The sequence below is a fragment of the Microbacterium sp. NPDC091662 genome (genome assembly GCF_044756705.1).
Taxonomy (GTDB): domain Bacteria; phylum Actinomycetota; class Actinomycetes; order Actinomycetales; family Microbacteriaceae; genus Microbacterium.
This window is the reverse complement of sequence record NZ_JBIVTM010000002.1, coordinates 1-16,413: the sequence shown is the minus strand read 5'-3', so window position 1 is coordinate 16,413 and position 16,413 is coordinate 1. Positions and strand designations below refer to the sequence as shown.

Genomic DNA, 16,413 nt, shown 5'->3' with positions numbered 1-16,413 from the left:
CGCCGCCAGCCCTGCCCGCCACCAGCGGAGTCAACGCACAGCCGCTCGTGCGACGGCGCGCATCGCTGGAGTGATCGAGCCGAACGCTCCCGGCGACGAGAGTGGGCACAGGATCTCGATCACCCGCCCCGCCGCGTCTCGGTGACCGAAACGGCGGTCCGCACCATCCTCCTGACGCGATCGCAGCGACCATTCGAAACCCCAAGCTCCGCCTCGTCGCCCCTCCGCCACGGCCGCCTCACCGCGTTCGATGAACTCGGGAAGCTCATCGAACGTCGCGACCGAGCCATCGGCGACGGCCAGCAGCGCCAGGGTCACCGTGCGCGGCTGCCCGCTGGGGAACATCCCCTCTCTTCCGATCGCGCGGACGGCCTCGACGATCCGCGCGAATGCACCCCGCTCGCCCTTCGCCAGTGCCTGCCCGCGGTGAGTGACCACGACGCGCCCGCGAAATCGGCGGACCGCCTTCGTGCGACGTGCGAGCAGCACCAGAGCCTCCGCGGGGTCAGGCCGGCCGGGAGGCGCCGCGTCCGGCCACCCGAGGACCTCGACGGCGCGGGCTGCGACCGCGCGGGGCAGCCATCCGTCCGCCGGATCCTGCTCGACGCCATCGGCACCGATCTGCGCCACCAGCGCCCGCAGCCCCTCCGCCACGGTCTCCACCGTCGTCGAGTCAGCCGTCACCGAATCACCCGTCACCGAATCGGGCGGTGCGGCGTCGATCAGCCCTGTGTCTTCGAGGTGCGCGAGAAGAGCCAGCCGACGCACCGGACTCAACGACTCGCACAGCGACGCCAGCGGTGAGGGGTCGCGCAGGGCGTCGCCGACCACTCCCCCGACCGACGGGTCGAGGCGCGGCTGCACCAGGCCGAAGCGCTGTGCGAGCTCGAACTCCACATGCTCCGCCCGGAACGGCGGGCGTCGCGTCTGCCAATCCCCCGCAACCCGCTCATCCTCGTCAGCAGGGACCGCATCGACGACGCTGACCCGCGGATCGCCCATACGGGTCTCGAACGGACCGGTGATCGTCACGTCGACTGACTCGGCGACGCCGGGGATCGAGACCTGCTGCGTGCGACATCGCCAGGGCAGGAGATCGATGAGGGGTGGCGGGTCGGCTTCCTCCTCGCTCTCGGGGACGTCGGGTTCGAGCCCGAGACTGAGGCGGTACGCCTCCACGACCCAGTAGGAGGGGGCGTCGCGTGGCACGCGGATGACTCGGGTGAGTTCAGGACGATCGGCGACAGACAACCCGACGTGAAGTGCCCATGTGACGTTCACATGCTGTGAGAGGTTCATCCGCGCAACGCTAGAGCGCCAACGACTGCACTCCCCGCCCCGGAAGCACGAGGTGTCGACAACTCGTCGAAGACGGAGGCTGTGCAGGAGAGCCGCAACGACGAGCAGCCGCGTGGCCCAACGCGATCTACCGTTCGGCGAGCAGTTCCACGAGACGCGCCGCCTCGCCCGTCGGCATCCCGTACCCGTGCTCCGCCGCCGGGTAGACCCCGGCGCGCACCTCGGCCACGTAGGCCTCCACACCCGTGATCGCGGCGGCGCGCAGATCGGCGTAGCGCTTGACGAACTTCGCCGCCCCACCGTCGTAGAGACCGAGCAGGTCGTGGAAGACGAGCACCTGCCCATCGGCATCCGCCCCGGCGCCGATGCCGATCACCGGGATGTCGAGCAGCGGCATGAGCGCGGCGGTCACCTCGGAGGGCACCGCCTCGACCACGAGCATCGAGCACCCGGCCGCCTGCAGCGCGAGGGCGTCGTCGATCACGGTCAGCGCGGCCTCGGCGGTGCGCCCCTGAGCGCGGTATCCGCCGAGCGCGGTGGCGGTCTGCGGCGTGAGCCCGACATGTCCGACGACAGGGACGCCCGCCTGCACGAGCGCACGCGCCCGGTCGACGGTCGTGCCGCCACGTTCGATCTTGACGAGGTCGCAGCCGGCCTCTTTGACGAAGCGCTGCGCGGTCGCGATGGCGATCTCGTCGGAGGCCTCGTACGATCCGAACGGCAGGTCGCCGACGAGCAGAGGAGACCGGAGTCCGCGCCGCACCGCCGTGGTCAGCATGAGCATCTCGTCGATCGTGACCGGCACCGTGCTGTCATAGCCGAGCACGGTCATCGCCGCGGAGTCGCCCACGAGCACGACATCGACACCCGCGGCCTCCACGATCTGCGCGCTCGGGTGGTCGTAGGCGGTGACCATGACGATGGGTTCACGGGCCGACCTCTTCGCAGCGAGGGTGGCGAGGGTGACGCGGGCGCGGGAATCGGCGTGAGCACTCATGCGCGAGTCTCCGTATCGGTGGGATTCGTGTCGATGGAGTCCGAGGCATCGGCGAAGCGCAGGACGTGGTTGTCGATCAAGCGGGCGGCGCCCACGTGCGCGGCGACGGCGAGGAGAGCGTCGCGGTCCACGCGGGCGAGGGGGCGCAGCGTCTCGGCGTCACGGAGTTCGAGATACTCGGGATCGATCCCCGCGTCGCCGAGCACGTCGCGCGCGGCGGAGAGGATGCTGCCCGCATCACGGTCGCCCGCCTCGAGCACCGCGAGACCGGCGTCGAGGGCGCGGTTCAGCGCCGACGCCTGTTCCCGAGCGGCAGGATCGAGGTAGACGTTCCGCGAGCTCATGGCGAGTCCGTCGGCTTCCCGCACGATGGGGCAGGCCATGATCCGCACATCGAGTTCGAGGTCACGCACGACACGACGGACGACGAGCACCTGCTGCGCATCCTTCTGCCCGAAGTAGGCCGTGTCGGGGCGGACGATCCCGAACAGCTTCGTGACGACCGTGGCGACGCCGTCGAAGTGGTGCGCGCCGCGGCTCGCACCATCGAGAACGTCGGTGAGGCCCGCGACGTGGATGTTCGTCGCGAACCCGTCGGGATAGATCTCGGACGCGTCCGGAGCGAAGAGGATGTCGACGCCTTCGACCTCGGCGAGCGCGGCATCGCGAGCCTCATCGCGCGGATAGGCACCGAGGTCTTCATCGGCGCCGAACTGGGTCGGATTGACGAAGAGCGAGACGACGACGAGATCGGACTCATCGCGTGCGGCGCGCACGAGGGAGAGATGACCGTCGTGGAAGGCGCCCATGGTGGGAACGAGGCCGACCGTCTTGTTCTCGGCCCTGGCGTCGCGGACGGCCGCCCGGACCTCGGGGATCGTGCGGAGGATCCTCATGCGTGCGACTCCTCGGTTGCCGTGACGGGGGTGACGGCGGTGCGGCGTGCGGCGATCGCACGGGTGGCTGCGGCGAGCGCGTCGAACAGGTCGTCGATGCCGGCCTCTGCGGCGGCGGCGCGTTGGCGCGCGACCGTCGCCTCGTCGCCGCGGGCGATGGGTCCGGTCAGAGCAGCAGCAGCGCCGCTCGTCGTCCAGTTCTCGACAGTGCGGCGGATCAGCGGGGCCAGGAGCGCCCGCGCTTCGTCGTCGGGGATGCCCGCCGCCGTGGCCAGGCATTCCGCGGAATCGAGCACGGTGAGGACGAAGTTCGAAGCGAACGATGCAGCCGCGTGGTAGCTCGCGCGGTGCATGTCGTCGACCGCGAACGGACGCGCACCGAGGGCGACGGCGAGCTCTTCCCCGACCCTGCGGGCTGCGGGGGTGCGGCCGGCTATCGCGGCGCCGATGTCGCGGAACGCCTCGGCCCCCTCCGTGCCGGTGAAGGTCTGCAGCGGATGGAGGCTGAAGTCCACATCCGCGAGCGCAGTCGCGCCGGAGACATGTCCCAGGAACCGCGCGTGAGACCGGGCCTCGACGGCGACCCCGGCGATCGACGCGTCCGGGACGCAGAGGAGCACGATGTCGGCATCCGGGATCCGGTCGTCGCGCCCGATCGGACCGAGCACCTCGATCTCCGCGGCCCGCAGCACCCGCGCGAGTACGCGTCCGAGACGGCCGGCGCCGACGATGGCGATGGTCGTTCCTGGGGCGAGAGAAGAGGATGTCTGCATGTCGGCTCCCGGGACCGGATGGCAGGTCACGGGTGCGAGAAGTATCCGCCCGGCGCAGCATCCGAACCAAATCGGGGAGCATAACGACAACACCTTCACGGAGGAGGGTTATTCATCTGCGCAATCAAATCGCTCGAAGATTGACTTTTCGCCCTCCGTGGGATCGACGGCCCCAGAGGCGCAGGAAGAGCGATCGCTACTTCCGGCTCCTTCGCCTCATGACGATGGAGATGGCACTGAGCACCGCGAGAAAGATCAGCGTGAACCACATGATTTCCACAGTTCCACCATACGCACGCCTCTCAGCCGCGCGGCACCGAGTCGAGCAACCCGGGGAAGAGCGCGTCGAGGTCGTCGCGCCGACACGTTCGCCGTGATCTACCTGTTGGCGTACCTCGCGTTCGGAGTGCCAGTGGTCATCGCGGGCGCGCTGGTCGGGGTCGTCGGCCTCGAAGCGGTGTGCGTGGGCTACGGGATCGTGGTGATCGCACTGGCCGGGATCGCCTTCACGCTGCGTATGCGCCGCGCGGCATAGAAGGTCGGCGTGCGGCTCAGCGCACCACGAGCTCGGGGGTGATCAGTGCGTGCGCCGACCCCGCCTGCAGGGTGCGCGGGGCGACGACCTCACCCGTCGGGCCCATGAGGAGTTCGAGGATCGCTGTCGCCACATCCTCCGGACGCTGCTCGACGCTCGAGAAGCCCAGCGCCTCTGCCGTCGGCGTGTTGTCGAAGCCGATCACCGGCAACGAGAGCCCCGCGGCGGCGACCGCCAGCAGCGCACCGACCGCGAGCGAGTCGCTGGCGCACACCACCGCATCCGGCACCGGTCCCGGCCCCGCGGCAAGCGCGGCATCGACGCAGGCGCGGGCGAACGGAACACCCTCCTCCGCCGTCAACCGTGTGCCCCGCGCCCCGGCTGCGGCCATCGCCTCCCGCCATCCGCGCTCGCGATCGTCACCCGTGCCCGATCCCGTCGGCCATCCGAGGAACGCGACGCTGCCGCCACGGGTCAGCGCGTGCTCGGTCGCGGCGCGCGTTCCCGCGGCGCCGTCGACATCGACCCAGAGGTGGCGCGGGTCGGCGATGTCGTCCTCCCCCCACGGCCGACCGAACGAGATGAAAGGCAGCCCGTCCTGATCGAGGCTGCGCACGCGCGGATCGTCGCGCGAAGTGCCGGTGATGATCGCCGCATCGATCTCCGACCCCTCCCAGAGCTCCGACAGTCTCTGGATCTCTTCTTCCCGCGTGCGTGCGGCATAGACGAGCATCCGCATCCCCCGCTCGCTCGCGCGCTCGGTGATCGCGTGCACGAAGCGGTCGAGGACGACGCCGGAGATCCCGCCGAGGTACGGATCGAGGCGGATGCCGATCGTCGAGCTGCGCCGCAACCGCAGCTGTCGCGCAGCCGCGTGACGTCGATAGCCGAGCTCGTGGATCGCCGCGATGACGCGTTCCCTGGTCGCCGGGCGGACGATGTCGGGAGTGTTGAGCACGTTCGAGACCGTCTGCCGGGAGACGCCCGCGCGCTCGGCGACGTCTTCGACGGTCGGCGCCTTCGCCATCGCACCTCCTCGTTCACGCCCGGGTTGACACTTCCCGCGACTCCCGCTTAGCCTATTCCACGCAGAGTTTGATCGTTCAAATTTCTGCGACGAACCCGCACGGTCCTCCCGAGGCCGTCGCCCGCAGTGACTCATCAAAGGAGAGAGACCATGACACGGCACACCACTCGCGCAGTCTTCGGTACCGGGGCGGTGCTGCTCACCAGCGCGCTCGTGCTCACCGGCTGCGGCTCCGGTTTCGCCGGAGACGACCAGAAGGCGGACGACGAGGGGCTCACCTCTTCCGACGACGCGCTCACCGTCCTGATCGGCTCGTCCGGTGACGCCGAGACAGCCGCTGTGCAGTCCGCCGTCGACGCCTGGTCGGCCGAATCCGACATCAAGGCGAAGGTGCAGACCGCGACCAACCTCGACCAGGAGCTGTCGCAGGGCTTCGCCGCCGGCGACCCGGCCGACCTGTTCTACCTCTCCGCCGACCAGGCCTCGGGCTACGCGGCCAACGGATCGCTCAAGGCCTACGGCGACGAACTCGCCAACAAGGACGACTTCTACCCATCGCTCGTCGAGAACTTCACGGTCGATGGCACGTTCTACTGCGCCCCCAAGGACTTCTCCACGCTGTCCCTCATCATCAACACACAGATGTGGACCGACGCCGGGCTCACCGACGCCGACCTCCCGAAGACCTGGGACGACCTCGCCGCGGTGGCGCAGAAGCTCACGACCGCCGACCATGTCGGACTGGCCTTCGGTGCCGAGTACCAGCGCGTGGGCGTCTTCATGGCGCAAGCGGGCGGAGGGCTCGTCGACGACGGCACGGTCATCGCCGATGACACCGCCAACGTCGAGGCCCTCGACTACGTGAAATCGCACCTCGTCGACGGCACGTTCGCGTACGCCAAGGATGTCGGGGCCGGATGGGGCGGCGAGGCGCTGGGCAAGCAGTCCGCCGCCATGGTGATCGAGGGCAACTGGATCACCGGAGCGCTCTCGAACGACTACAGCAGCCTGCAGTACACGGTCGCCGAGCTCCCCGAGGGCGCCGGCGGCAAGGGCACGCTGCAGTTCACGAACTGCTGGGGAATGGCTGCCGACAGCCCGAACCAGCAGGCCGCCCTCGACCTCGTCGAGTACCTGACGAGCGCCGACAGCCAGCTGGCCTTCTCGAAGGCGTTCGGTCCGATGCCGTCGATCAAGTCCGCCGCCGCGGACTGGACCTCGGCGAACCCTGAGCTGGAGCCGTTCCTCGCAGGCGCGGAGTACGCGCAGTTCCCGCCGAACCAGGCCGGGACCGCCGACGTCATCGCCGACTTCAACTCGCAGCTCGAGTCGCTCAAGACGGCCGACCCGAAGACGATCCTCGACTCCGTCCAGTCGAACCTCGAAGCGGTCGTCAAGTAGCCATGGCGATCAAGGCAGCGCCTCGCCGCGGCAGGGCCTCCGGGCTCCGCCGCGGCGAGGCGGCAGCCGGATGGCTGTTCACGGCGCCGGTGATCGTGATCCTCGGCGTCTTCCTCCTCATCCCCGTCCTCATGGCGCTCTGGGTGAGCGTCTCGGACTGGGGCGGTCGCGGCAGCCCCCTCTCCGGCTCGGTCTCGTTCGTCGGCGCCGACAACTTCGCAGCCGTCCTCACCGACGGCGGCCTCGCGACCAAGGACTTCGGCACGTCGCTGCGCAACAACGCCTGGTACGTGCTTCTCGTCGTCCCGCTGCAGACCGCGCTCGCGCTGTTCCTCGCCATCCTCGTCAACCGCGCCATGCTCCGCGGGCGGGGATTCTTCCGCACCGCCTACTACTTCCCCTCCGTGACCAGCACCGTCGCGATCACCGTGCTGTGGATGTTCCTGTTCACCTCGAGCGGCGCCGTCAACGACGTGCTCTCGTGGTTCGGCATCAACGGCCCCAACTGGTTCAACGACCCACGCGGCATCCTGCATCTGGCACTCGGCACGGTCGGCGTGGATGCCGGCCCCGTGGCCCTCACCCAGGGCGGGGCCCTCGGAGTGTCGTGGTGGGAGTGGCTCGCCGGCCCCTCCGTCGCGATGAGCGCCTACATCCTGATGGCGATCTTCACGACCTCCGGCACGTTCATGCTCATCTTCCTCGCCGGTCTCCAGAACCTCGGCGCCGACGTCGACGAAGCCGCGATGATGGACGGCGCGAACGGCTGGCAGCGGTTCTGGCGCATCACGCTGCCCCAGCTGCGCCCGACCCTGTTCACCGTGCTCACCCTCGGCCTCATCGGCTGCTGGCAGGTGTTCGACCAGATCTACACGGGCACCAGAGGAGCACCGAGCAAGACCACGCTCACTCCGGCCTACCTCTCGTACCAGACCGCGTTCCAGAACCAGGAGTGGGGGCAGGGTGCCGCCATCGCGTTCATCCTGTTCATCATCATCGTGATCTTCACGCTTCTGCAGCGATGGGTGCTGCGTGATCGGCCGGTCTCGAAGCGACGCATCCGCGCGTATGCGTCCTCGTCATCGTCCCCGTCGAAGGGAGCCTCGTCATGAGGCGGCTCTCGTCGAAGCAGCTGACGTGGCAGATCGCGCTCTACGCGCTGCTGATCATCCTCGCGATCGTCTACATCTATCCCTTCCTGATCCAGGTCGCGACGAGCTTCAAGACCGATGAGGATGCCGCCTCCAGCGGGATCACGCTCATCCCCGACGTGTGGACATTCGCCGCGTACGAGCGCCTGTTCCGCAACTCCGACTTCCCCTCGTGGTTCGTGAACAGCGCGATCGTGACGATCTTCGTCACCGCCGGCCGCGTGTTCTTCAACTCGCTCGCCGGGTATGCACTGGCTCGACTCCGCTTCCGCGGGCGCGGTGTCGTCTTCGCCGCACTGGTCGCCGTGATGTCGGTGCCGACCGTCGTGCTGCTGATCCCCAAGTTCCTCGTGATCAACCAGCTCGGTATCTTCAACTCCTATGCAGGGATGATCCTGCCGCTGCTCGTCGACGCGGCCGGGGTGTTCATCATGAAGAACTTCTTCGAGTCGATCCCCGAGTCGGTCGAGGAGCAGGCCCGCATCGACGGTGCCGGCACGTTCCGGCTGTTCTGGTCGGTGGTGCTGCCGATGGCGACGCCGGCGCTCGTGACGATCGTGATCCTGTCGTTCCAGGGCTCCTGGAACGAGCTCAGCCACTTCATCGTGTCGACCAACGACCCCGCCCTGACGACCCTGACCAAGGGTGTCGCATCCCTGGCCAGTGGCGGACTCAGCCAGGGCACCCAGTACCCGCTCAAGCTGGCGGCCGCGCTCATCATGACGATCCCCGTCGCCGTGATGTTCTTCGTCTTCCAGCGCCGCATCATGAACTCCACAGAAGGAGCCGTCAAGGAATGACCCCCACCCCGCCCCTCCAGCCGCTGCTGGACGACGCCGTGATCATGCTCGAGGCACCGACCCAGGCATGGTCCGACGATGTCGGCCGCATGGGCACCGCTCCGATCCACGGCATCTACCACGGCGACGTGCGACACGTCCGGAGCATCGAGACCACGGTCGACGGCACCGCGCTCGAATCCATCGGATGCACGTCGCCGGTGCCGCAGCAGGCGCTCCTGACGGATCTGCTCCGCGGGCTCGACGACGAATCGGCCGATCCGAAGGTGCGGATGGACCGCGACCGGCGGGTCGCCGCCGGTGCCTTCTCCGAGCGGATCACGGTCGTGTCCCATCTCGACACCGCAGTTCCGATGACCCTCACCGTGCGGGTGCTCCCGGATTTCGCGCCGATGCAGCAGGTCAAGGCCGGGCTCGCCGCTGATACAACCTGGAGCTGGGACGGATCCGTCTGCCGCGCGGGAGAGGCGTCGTTCGCGCTCACCGCCCCCGAGGCCACGGTGACGCAGGACGGGAACGCGCTGGTATTGCGCTGGGATGTGGTGGTGCCGCCGCGCGGCTCTGCCGCCGTGGGCTGGATGGTCGAGCTCGACGACCCGACTCTCGTCGTCGCTGCCGCGCTGCCGTCGCGGGCCCCACAGCCGGCCGTTCCCTCCGCCTCGCGCGCAGCACGCTGGATGGAGCAGGCGACCGCCGATCTCTCCGCACTCCGCCTCGCGCTGCCCGCGCACCCGGATGATGCGTTCTACGCCGCCGGAGCCCCCTGGTTCTTCACGCTGTTCGGTCGGGACTCGCTCTGGGCCGCACGACTCGCGCTCGCGGTCGACCCCGACATGGCGGCCTCTACCCTGCGCGTGCTGGCGCGCCTGCAGGGCACCGTGCACGATGCGTCGACGGCCGAGGCTCCGGGCAAGATCGCGCACGAGCTGCGCAGCGGCGCCCTCTCGCTGCCCAACGAGGGCGTGCACCTGCCGCCGCTGTACTACGGCACCGTCGACGCGACTCCGCTATGGATCTGCCTGCTCGCCGATGCCCACGCCGAGGGGATGTCCGAGCGCGAGGTGCGGGCACTGCTCCCGGCTCTTCGCGCCGCGCTCACGTGGATGACAGTGCACGGCGACGCCTCGGGCAGCGGCTTCATCGACTACGCGGATGAGTCGGGCCACGGCCTCGCGAACCAGGGGTGGAAGGACTCGGGCGACTCGATCCAGTGGCGCGACGGGCGCCTGGCCGAGGGGCCCATCGCCCTGAGCGAGGTGCAGGGCTATGCGTACGAAGCCGCCATCCGCGGTGCCGACCTGCTCGACACCTTCGGTGAACCGGGCGCGGCCGAGCTCCGGACGTGGGCCGCAGATCTTCGCTCACGCTTCCGCGCCGCGTACTGGGTGACCACGCCCGAGGGCCGCTACCCGGCCATCGCCCTCGATGCGCACGGCGCCCCGGTCGACACCCTCACGAGCAACATCGGACACCTGATCGGCACCGGCATCCTCGATCCGGAGGAGGAGCAGGCCTGTGCGGCACTGCTGACCGCACCGAGCATGTCGAGCGGCTACGGCATCCGCACGATGTCGACCGGGGCCGCCGGCTACTGGCCGCTGAGCTATCACGGCGGCAGTGTGTGGGCACATGACACCGCGATCGCGGTGCACGGCATGATGCGCGCCGGACTCGACACGGAAGCGCGGATGGTCGCCGAGCAGTTGCTCGACCTCGCGGAGGGCTTCGAGTACCGCGTTCCCGAGCTGCACGCGGGCGATGCCCGCGTTCCCGGTGGCGCGCCCCTTCCCTACCCCGCGGCCTGCCGCCCGCAGGCATGGTCGGCCGCAGCCGCGGTGGTCGTCGCGCAGGCGCTGGGCTGAAGCGGGGCGATCGGCTGAGCCGGGCGATCGGCTGAGCGGTCGGCGGTTGGGCGGCCGGCGGGGGCTTCGGGCTCAGCCGACCGCCCGGCCGTCCTTCCAGACGGTGCGCACGAGCGGCACTCCCGGGCGGTAGGCGAGGTGGATGCGCGTCGGTGCGTCCAGCAGCACGAGGTCGGCCCTGGCACCGGGCGCGATCACGCCGACATCGTCTCGACGCAGCGCCTTCGCGCCGCCCGCGGTCGCCGCCCACACGGCTTCGGCCGGCGTCATCCCCATGTCGCGCACGGCGACCGCGATACAGAACGGCATCGACGACGTGAAGCTCGACCCCGGGTTCGTGTCGCACGCCAGGGCAACGGTCACTCCCGCGTCGATCAGGCGGCGTGCGTCCGGATACGGCTGCCGCGTCGAGAACTCGACGCCCGGCAGCAGGGTGAGCACGGTGTCGGATCCGGCGAGCGCATCGATGTCGGCATCCGTCAGGTACGTGCCGTGGTCGATGGATGCCGCGCCGAGCTCGACGGCCAGACGCACGCCCTCGCCCGGACCGAGTTGGCTCGCGTGCACACGGGGGGCGAGTCCCCGTGCGATGCCGGCCTCCAGCACCCGTCGCGACTGCGCTACGGTGAAGGCGCCGGTCTCGCAGAAGACATCGATCCACTTCGCGTGCGCAGCGCAGGCGTCGAGCATGGGGCCCGTGACCAGATCGACGTACTCGTCGGCGCGGTCGGCATACTCGGCTGGCACGACGTGCGCACCGAGGAACGTCACCTCGGGCGTCACTTCGGCGGCCAGGCGCACCAGGCGCTCCTCGTGTGCGACGCTCAGCCCGTAGCCGCTCTTGATCTCGACGGTCGTGGTGCCCTGCGCGAGCATCTCGTCGAGGAAGCCCCGCAGTCGCGCGCGCAGCTCGTCATCGCTCGCGGCGCGGGTGGCGGCGACGGTGGAGCGGATGCCGCCCGCGGCGTACTTCTGCCCCGCCATGCGCGCCTCGAACTCGGCGGCGCGGTCGCCCGCGAACACGAGATGGCTGTGGCTGTCGACGAAGCCGGGGATCACCGCGCGGCCCCCGGCGTCGACGACCTCATCGGCTTCCGGTGCCTCCGCTGCGGCGCCGACCCAGGCGACCCGCCCGCCCTCGATCAGCACCGCGGCATCGGTGAGGGTGCCGGTGATGTCGTCACCGGTGGCGACATTCGTGGTCAGTTCCGCGATGTTCGTGATGAGCGTTGCCATGTCCTGAGCCTCTCAGAGCATCGGCACCTTGAGGCCGCGCTCGCGGGCGACCTCGCGGGCGTGCTCGTAGCCGGCGTCGACGTGACGCATCACGCCGGTACCCGGGTCGTTCGTCAGCACGCGCTCCAGCTTCTCGGCCGCGAGTTCCGTGCCGTCGGCGACCGTGACCTGACCGGCGTGGATGGAACGGCCGATGCCGACACCGCCACCGTGGTGCAGCGACACCCACGACGCGCCGGAGGCCGTGTTCAGCAGGGCGTTCAACAGCGGCCAGTCGGCGATCGCGTCGGAACCGTCCTTCATGGCCTCCGTCTCGCGGTACGGCGATGCCACGGATCCGGAGTCGAGGTGGTCGCGCCCGATCACGATCGGAGCTGACAGCTCGCCCGACGCGACCATCTCGTTGAACTTGAGTCCGGCGAGGTGGCGCTCCTTGTAGCCGAGCCAGCAGATGCGGGCGGGCAGCCCCTCGAAGTGCACCTTCTCGCCGGCCTTCTCGAGCCAGCGGTGCAGGGCGGCGTCTTCGGGGAAGAGCTCGGCGATCGCGCGGTCGGTCTTGTAGATGTCTTCCGGGTTGCCGGAGAGCGCTGCCCAGCGGAACGGTCCGCGTCCTTCCTCGAACTGCGGGCGGATGTACGCCGGCACGAATCCGGGGAACTCGAACGCGCGCGCGAAACCGCCCAGCTGCGCTTCGGCACGGATCGAGTTGCCGTAGTCGAACACCGCGGCCCCCGCATCCTGGAAAGCCACCATCGCCTCGACGTGCGCGGCCATCGACTCGCGCGAGCGGCGGGTGAACTCCTCGGGGTCGCGCTCGACCTCGGCCTTCCAGTCCGCCACGGCGATGCCGAGCGGGAGGTAGGCGAGCGGGTCGTGGGCGCTGGTCTGGTCGGTCACGATGTCGATCGGCACGCCGCGGCGCCGCAGCTCGGGGAACACCTCGGCCGCGTTGCCGACCACGCCGACCGAGAGGGCCTCGCCCGCATCCTTGGCAGCGAGGACTCGGGTGACGGCCGCATCGAGGTCGGTCGTGTACTCGTCGAGGTAGCCGTGCTCCACACGACGGATGAGACGCGACTCGTCGACGTCGACGATCAGCACCACCCCGTCGTTCATGGTCACGGCCAGCGGCTGGGCACCGCCCATCCCGCCGGCTCCGCCCGTGAGTGTCAGCGTGCCACGGAGCGAGTCACGGCCGAGCGAGCGGGCGACGGCGGCGAACGTCTCGTAGGTGCCCTGCAGGATGCCCTGTGTGCCGATGTAGATCCAGGATCCGGCGGTCATCTGCCCATACATGATGAGGCCGAGCTCTTCGAGCTTGCGGAACTCCGGCCAGGTCGCCCAGTCGCCGACCAGGTTCGAGTTGGCGATGAGCACGCGCGGTGCCCACTCGTGCGTGCGGAAGACACCGACCGGCTTGCCCGACTGCACCAGCAGGGTCTCGTCGGGCTCGAGCTCGTCGAGGGTGCGCACGATCGCGTCGTAGGCGTCCCAGCTGCGGGCGGCCTTGCCGGTGCCGCCGTAGACCACCAGGTCTTCGGGGTGCTCGGCGACCTCGGGGTCGAGGTTGTTCATCAGCATGCGCTTGGCGGCCTCGGCGCCCCAGCTCTTCGCGGTGCGCTGGTTGCCGCGGGCGGCGCGGACGACGCGAGGTCCCGAGACAGGAGCGCCGGACACCGGAACGCCGGAAGCGGTGACGTCGGAAGCGGTGGTGTCGGATGCGGTGGACTCAGCCATGAGCGTGCTCCTTTGCGATGCGGGCGACGTCGCCCGACTGGACGAGGGCGGTGACGGCTTCCATCTCCGGGGAGAGGAAGCGGTCGGGTCCGGGGCCGTCGGCTACGGTGCGGACCAGGTCGCGCACGGCACCCGTGGCGGGTCCGGCCTGCAGCGGGGCGCGCAGGTCGAGGGCGCGGGCGCCGGTGAGGATCTCGATCGCGAGCACACGGCCGAGGCCGTCGATCGCCCGGCGCAGCTTGCGGGCGGCGGCCCATCCCATCGAGACGTGATCCTCCTGCATCGCGGAAGAGGGGATCGAGTCGACTGATGCCGGCACCGCAAGGCGCTTGAGCTCGGAGACGATCCCCGCTGCCGCGTACTGCGCGATCATGAGACCGGAGTCGACGCCGACCTCGTCCGCGAGGAAGGGAGGAAGGCCGTGGCTGCGGGCCGGATCCAGCGCGCGATCCGTACGACGCTCGGAGACAGAGGCGACATCGGCGACCGAGATCGCGAGGAAGTCGAGGACCGCCGCGACCGGAGCGCCGTGGAAGTTGCCGTTCGACTCGATGCGGCCGTCGAGGGTGATGACGGGGTTGTCGATGACGCTGGCGAGCTCGCGGCCGGCGATCAGCGTGGCGTGCGCGAGGGTGTCGCGGGCGGCGCCGTGCACCTGGGGCGAGCAGCGCAGCGAGTAGGCATCCTGCACGCGGCCGTCGTCCGGTCCTTTGTGGCTCGCGACCATCGGGGAGTCGCCGAGGAAGGCGCGCAGGTTCGCGGCGGACTCGGCCTGACCCGTCTGCGCACGAAGTGCCATCAGATCGGCGGCGAACACCGCGTCGGTGCCGAGCTGCGACTCGACCGACATCGCCGCGGCGAGGTCGGCGGTGAGCAGCAGCGTCTCGAGGTCGTGGAGGGCGAGCACCAGCATGCCGAGCATGCCGTCGGTGCCGTTGATGAGCGCGAGCCCCTCCTTCTCGACAAGGGTCAGCGGGTCGATGCCGGCGGCGGCGAGGGCGTCGGCGGCAGGGAGGAGCGTGCCGGATGCGTCGCGGACGTCGCCCTCGCCCATCGCGGCCAGGGCGATGTGTGCGAGGGGTGCGAGGTCGCCGGAGCAGCCGAGCGAGCCATACTCGCGGACGACAGGCGTGATGCCCTCGTTGAGCAGCGCGGCGTAGGTCTCGACGACGACCGGACGCACGCCGGTGCGGCCGGAGGCGAGGGTCTGCAGCCGCAGGAGCTGGAGTCCGCGCACGACCTCGCGCTCGACCTCGGCCCCGGTGCCCGCGGCGTGCGAGCGGATCAGGCTGGCCTGCAGCTGCATGCGACGGTCGGGGGCGATGAAGGTGGTTGCGAGAGCGCCGAACCCGGTGGACACGCCGTAGTGCGGGTTCGGGTCCGCCGCGAGACCGTCGATCACGCGACGGGCGTCGGCGACGCGCGCGAGCGCATTCGCGTCGAGCTGCACTGGTGCGTTGCGACGGACGACGGCGACGACATCGGCGGGAGACAGCGGGGCCGCTCCGACCAGCACGGGGGCGAGTTCAGTCATGGTTCGATTCCACACCCGACGTGTGGCTGGGGACACCCGTTCGTGCGATGCTGTGTCTGTGATCCCAGACAACGCGAAGAGCGCTCAGGTGCCGGAGGTGGAGGTGCCGGCGGTGGAAACACTGACCGCGCAGCAGCCGACCGCGCAGGTGCCTGCGGCGCAAGTGCCGACCGCGCAGGTGCCTGCGGCGGAGAACACGCTCCGCATCCTGAGCTATCTCGCCGGACGGCCCGCACCCGTGGCGGCGTCGGCGATCGCGCGTGAGCTCGAACTGCCCCGGTCCACGGTCTACCATCTGCTCACCACCCTGGCCGCTCACGGATTCGTGCTGCACCTGCGCGAGGAGAGACGCTGGGGGCTCGGCACCTCAGCTTTCGAGCTCGCCGGCGGTTACACCCGCCAACAGCCTTTGGCGCGAAGGGGCCGTCCTCTGGTGGCTGCGCTCTCGGACCGGTTGGGGGAGAGCGCGCACCTGGCGGTGATGAGCGGTGGGGATGTGCTGTACATCGTCGAGGAACGCGCACCTCGAAGGCCCGCCCTGGTGACGGATGTGGGGGTGCGGCTCCCCGCCCACCTCACGGCTTCGGGCCGCGCGATGCTGGCGGCGCTCCCCCGGGAACAGGTGCGGGCGCTCTATCCGGACGTCTCGGCGTTCCCCGATCGCACAGGGCTCGGGCCCCGCACGCCGCGCGAGCTGCGCGAACTGCTCCAGCATGTGCGGACGAGGGGATATGCGACGGAGAACAGCGAGATCGCGGATGGGCTGCGCAGTGTGGGCGCCGCAGTTCTCGATGCTGCCGGTTGGCCGGTTGCCGCGGTGGCGGTGACGTGGGGCCGCGCGGATCTGGATGAGGAGCTGCTCGCTGCCGCTGTGCAGGAGTGCGCCGCCATGCTCGAGGCACGCTTGAAGCGCTGAGCTGTGCGACCTTGAAGCGCTGGGTAACGGAAGCGCTGAGTTGCGCGACCACACCCGCGTTAACGCAGAAGAGCCACCCCACGAAGGATGGCTCTTCTTGCTCAACTCTTCTCGAGCACAACGCAAGAAAGCCACCCAGCATTGGGTGGCTTTCTTGTCTAAAAGGAGTCCGGCGGTGTCCTACTCTCCCACAGGGTCCCCCCTGCAGTACCATCGGCGCTGTGAGGCTTAGCTTCCGGGTTCGGAATG

General features: G+C 69.7%; 14 protein-coding genes and 1 rRNA gene. 6 read left to right on the top strand and 9 right to left on the bottom strand.

Annotation, left to right across the window (positions count from 1 at the left end; all coding sequences use genetic code 11):
- Positions 1-30: 30 nt before the first annotated feature.
- The 4 genes from ACIQLD_RS13445 to ACIQLD_RS13430 form a co-directional block, all read right to left on the bottom strand.
- Complete coding sequence (locus tag ACIQLD_RS13445) at positions 31-1,299, bottom strand: hypothetical protein (protein ID WP_402608599.1); 1,269 nt, start codon at positions 1,297-1,299, stop codon at positions 31-33.
- Between the two features lie 127 nt (positions 1,300-1,426).
- Positions 1,427-2,296, bottom strand: coding sequence for a 3-methyl-2-oxobutanoate hydroxymethyltransferase (panB, locus tag ACIQLD_RS13440; protein WP_402608598.1), 870 nt, complete (start codon positions 2,294-2,296; stop codon positions 1,427-1,429).
- A complete protein-coding gene (gene panC, locus ACIQLD_RS13435) occupies positions 2,293-3,192 on the bottom strand; it encodes a pantoate--beta-alanine ligase (protein ID WP_402608596.1) in 900 nt (299 codons plus the stop codon). Before panC ends, panB begins: the two co-directional genes overlap by 4 nt.
- Entirely contained in the window at positions 3,189-3,965 is a 777-nt protein-coding gene (locus tag ACIQLD_RS13430; RefSeq protein WP_402608594.1) for a DUF2520 domain-containing protein, read from the bottom strand. The genes panC and ACIQLD_RS13430 overlap by 4 nt, the downstream gene beginning before the upstream one ends.
- A 373-nt stretch (positions 3,966-4,338) precedes the next feature.
- On the opposite strand from ACIQLD_RS13430, the gene ACIQLD_RS13425 reads away from it, so the two are divergent.
- Positions 4,339-4,500, top strand: a complete 162-nt coding sequence (locus ACIQLD_RS13425) for a hypothetical protein (protein WP_402608592.1) — start codon at positions 4,339-4,341, stop codon at positions 4,498-4,500.
- Positions 4,501-4,516: 16 nt separating this feature from the next.
- On the opposite strand, the gene ACIQLD_RS13420 is transcribed toward ACIQLD_RS13425, so the two are convergent.
- Positions 4,517-5,527: a LacI family DNA-binding transcriptional regulator gene (locus tag ACIQLD_RS13420; RefSeq protein WP_402608590.1), complete on the bottom strand. Its 1,011-nt coding sequence runs from the start codon at positions 5,525-5,527 to the stop codon at positions 4,517-4,519.
- Positions 5,528-5,677: 150 nt separating this feature from the next.
- Here ACIQLD_RS13420 and ACIQLD_RS13415 point away from each other — a divergent pair, with 150 nt between their 5' ends.
- The 4 genes from ACIQLD_RS13415 to ACIQLD_RS13400 are packed head-to-tail and all read left to right on the top strand — an operon-like array spanning position 5,678 to position 10,741.
- Positions 5,678-6,928, top strand: a complete 1,251-nt coding sequence (locus ACIQLD_RS13415) for an extracellular solute-binding protein (RefSeq protein ID WP_402608588.1) — start codon at positions 5,678-5,680, stop codon at positions 6,926-6,928.
- Between the two features lie 2 nt (positions 6,929-6,930).
- Positions 6,931-8,040: a carbohydrate ABC transporter permease gene (locus ACIQLD_RS13410; RefSeq protein ID WP_402608586.1), complete on the top strand. Its 1,110-nt coding sequence runs from the start codon at positions 6,931-6,933 to the stop codon at positions 8,038-8,040.
- The gene (locus ACIQLD_RS13405) at positions 8,037-8,879 is read left to right on the top strand and encodes a carbohydrate ABC transporter permease (protein ID WP_402608584.1); all 843 of its coding nucleotides are present in this window, start codon (positions 8,037-8,039) and stop codon (positions 8,877-8,879) included. Before ACIQLD_RS13410 ends, ACIQLD_RS13405 begins: the two co-directional genes overlap by 4 nt.
- Positions 8,876-10,741, top strand: coding sequence for a glycogen debranching N-terminal domain-containing protein (locus tag ACIQLD_RS13400; protein WP_402608582.1), 1,866 nt, complete (start codon positions 8,876-8,878; stop codon positions 10,739-10,741). Before ACIQLD_RS13405 ends, ACIQLD_RS13400 begins: the two co-directional genes overlap by 4 nt.
- A 72-nt stretch (positions 10,742-10,813) precedes the next feature.
- Here ACIQLD_RS13400 and hutI read toward each other — a convergent pair whose 3' ends face one another.
- The 3 genes from hutI to hutH are packed head-to-tail and all read right to left on the bottom strand — an operon-like array spanning position 10,814 to position 15,248.
- A complete protein-coding gene (gene hutI / locus ACIQLD_RS13395) occupies positions 10,814-11,977 on the bottom strand; it encodes an imidazolonepropionase (protein ID WP_402608580.1) in 1,164 nt (387 codons plus the stop codon).
- 12 nt (positions 11,978-11,989) lie between these two features.
- Positions 11,990-13,714 carry a urocanate hydratase gene (gene hutU, locus ACIQLD_RS13390; RefSeq protein WP_402608578.1) on the bottom strand — a complete coding sequence of 575 codons (1,725 nt, stop codon included), beginning with the start codon at positions 13,712-13,714 and terminating at the stop codon, positions 11,990-11,992.
- Positions 13,707-15,248, bottom strand: a complete 1,542-nt coding sequence (hutH, locus tag ACIQLD_RS13385; protein ID WP_402608576.1) for a histidine ammonia-lyase — start codon at positions 15,246-15,248, stop codon at positions 13,707-13,709. The genes hutU and hutH overlap by 8 nt, the downstream gene beginning before the upstream one ends.
- 178 nt (positions 15,249-15,426) lie before the next feature.
- Here hutH and ACIQLD_RS13380 point away from each other — a divergent pair, with 178 nt between their 5' ends.
- Positions 15,427-16,164 (top strand): IclR family transcriptional regulator, encoded by a 738-nt coding sequence (locus ACIQLD_RS13380; RefSeq protein WP_402610269.1) that lies wholly within the window; start codon positions 15,427-15,429, stop codon positions 16,162-16,164.
- Between the two features lie 167 nt (positions 16,165-16,331).
- Here ACIQLD_RS13380 and rrf read toward each other — a convergent pair.
- Positions 16,332-16,413: ribosomal RNA gene (gene rrf, locus ACIQLD_RS13375) — 5S ribosomal RNA — on the bottom strand; the annotation flags it as partial.

Coding starts and splice junctions, on each gene's coding strand:
- ACIQLD_RS13445 (WP_402608599.1), bottom strand. CDS start 1,299: ATGAACCTCTCACAGCATGTGAACGTCACATGGGCACTTCACGTCGGG.
- panB (WP_402608598.1), bottom strand. CDS start 2,296: ATGAGTGCTCACGCCGATTCCCGCGCCCGCGTCACCCTCGCCACCCTC.
- panC (WP_402608596.1), bottom strand. CDS start 3,192: ATGAGGATCCTCCGCACGATCCCCGAGGTCCGGGCGGCCGTCCGCGAC.
- ACIQLD_RS13430 (WP_402608594.1), bottom strand. CDS start 3,965: ATGCAGACATCCTCTTCTCTCGCCCCAGGAACGACCATCGCCATCGTC.
- ACIQLD_RS13420 (WP_402608590.1), bottom strand. CDS start 5,527: ATGGCGAAGGCGCCGACCGTCGAAGACGTCGCCGAGCGCGCGGGCGTC.
- ACIQLD_RS13415 (WP_402608588.1), top strand. CDS start 5,678: ATGACACGGCACACCACTCGCGCAGTCTTCGGTACCGGGGCGGTGCTG.
- ACIQLD_RS13410 (WP_402608586.1), top strand. CDS start 6,931: ATGGCGATCAAGGCAGCGCCTCGCCGCGGCAGGGCCTCCGGGCTCCGC.
- ACIQLD_RS13405 (WP_402608584.1), top strand. CDS start 8,037: ATGAGGCGGCTCTCGTCGAAGCAGCTGACGTGGCAGATCGCGCTCTAC.
- ACIQLD_RS13400 (WP_402608582.1), top strand. CDS start 8,876: ATGACCCCCACCCCGCCCCTCCAGCCGCTGCTGGACGACGCCGTGATC.
- hutI (WP_402608580.1), bottom strand. CDS start 11,977: ATGGCAACGCTCATCACGAACATCGCGGAACTGACCACGAATGTCGCC.
- hutU (WP_402608578.1), bottom strand. CDS start 13,714: ATGGCTGAGTCCACCGCATCCGACACCACCGCTTCCGACGTCACCGCT.
- hutH (WP_402608576.1), bottom strand. CDS start 15,248: ATGACTGAACTCGCCCCCGTGCTGGTCGGAGCGGCCCCGCTGTCTCCC.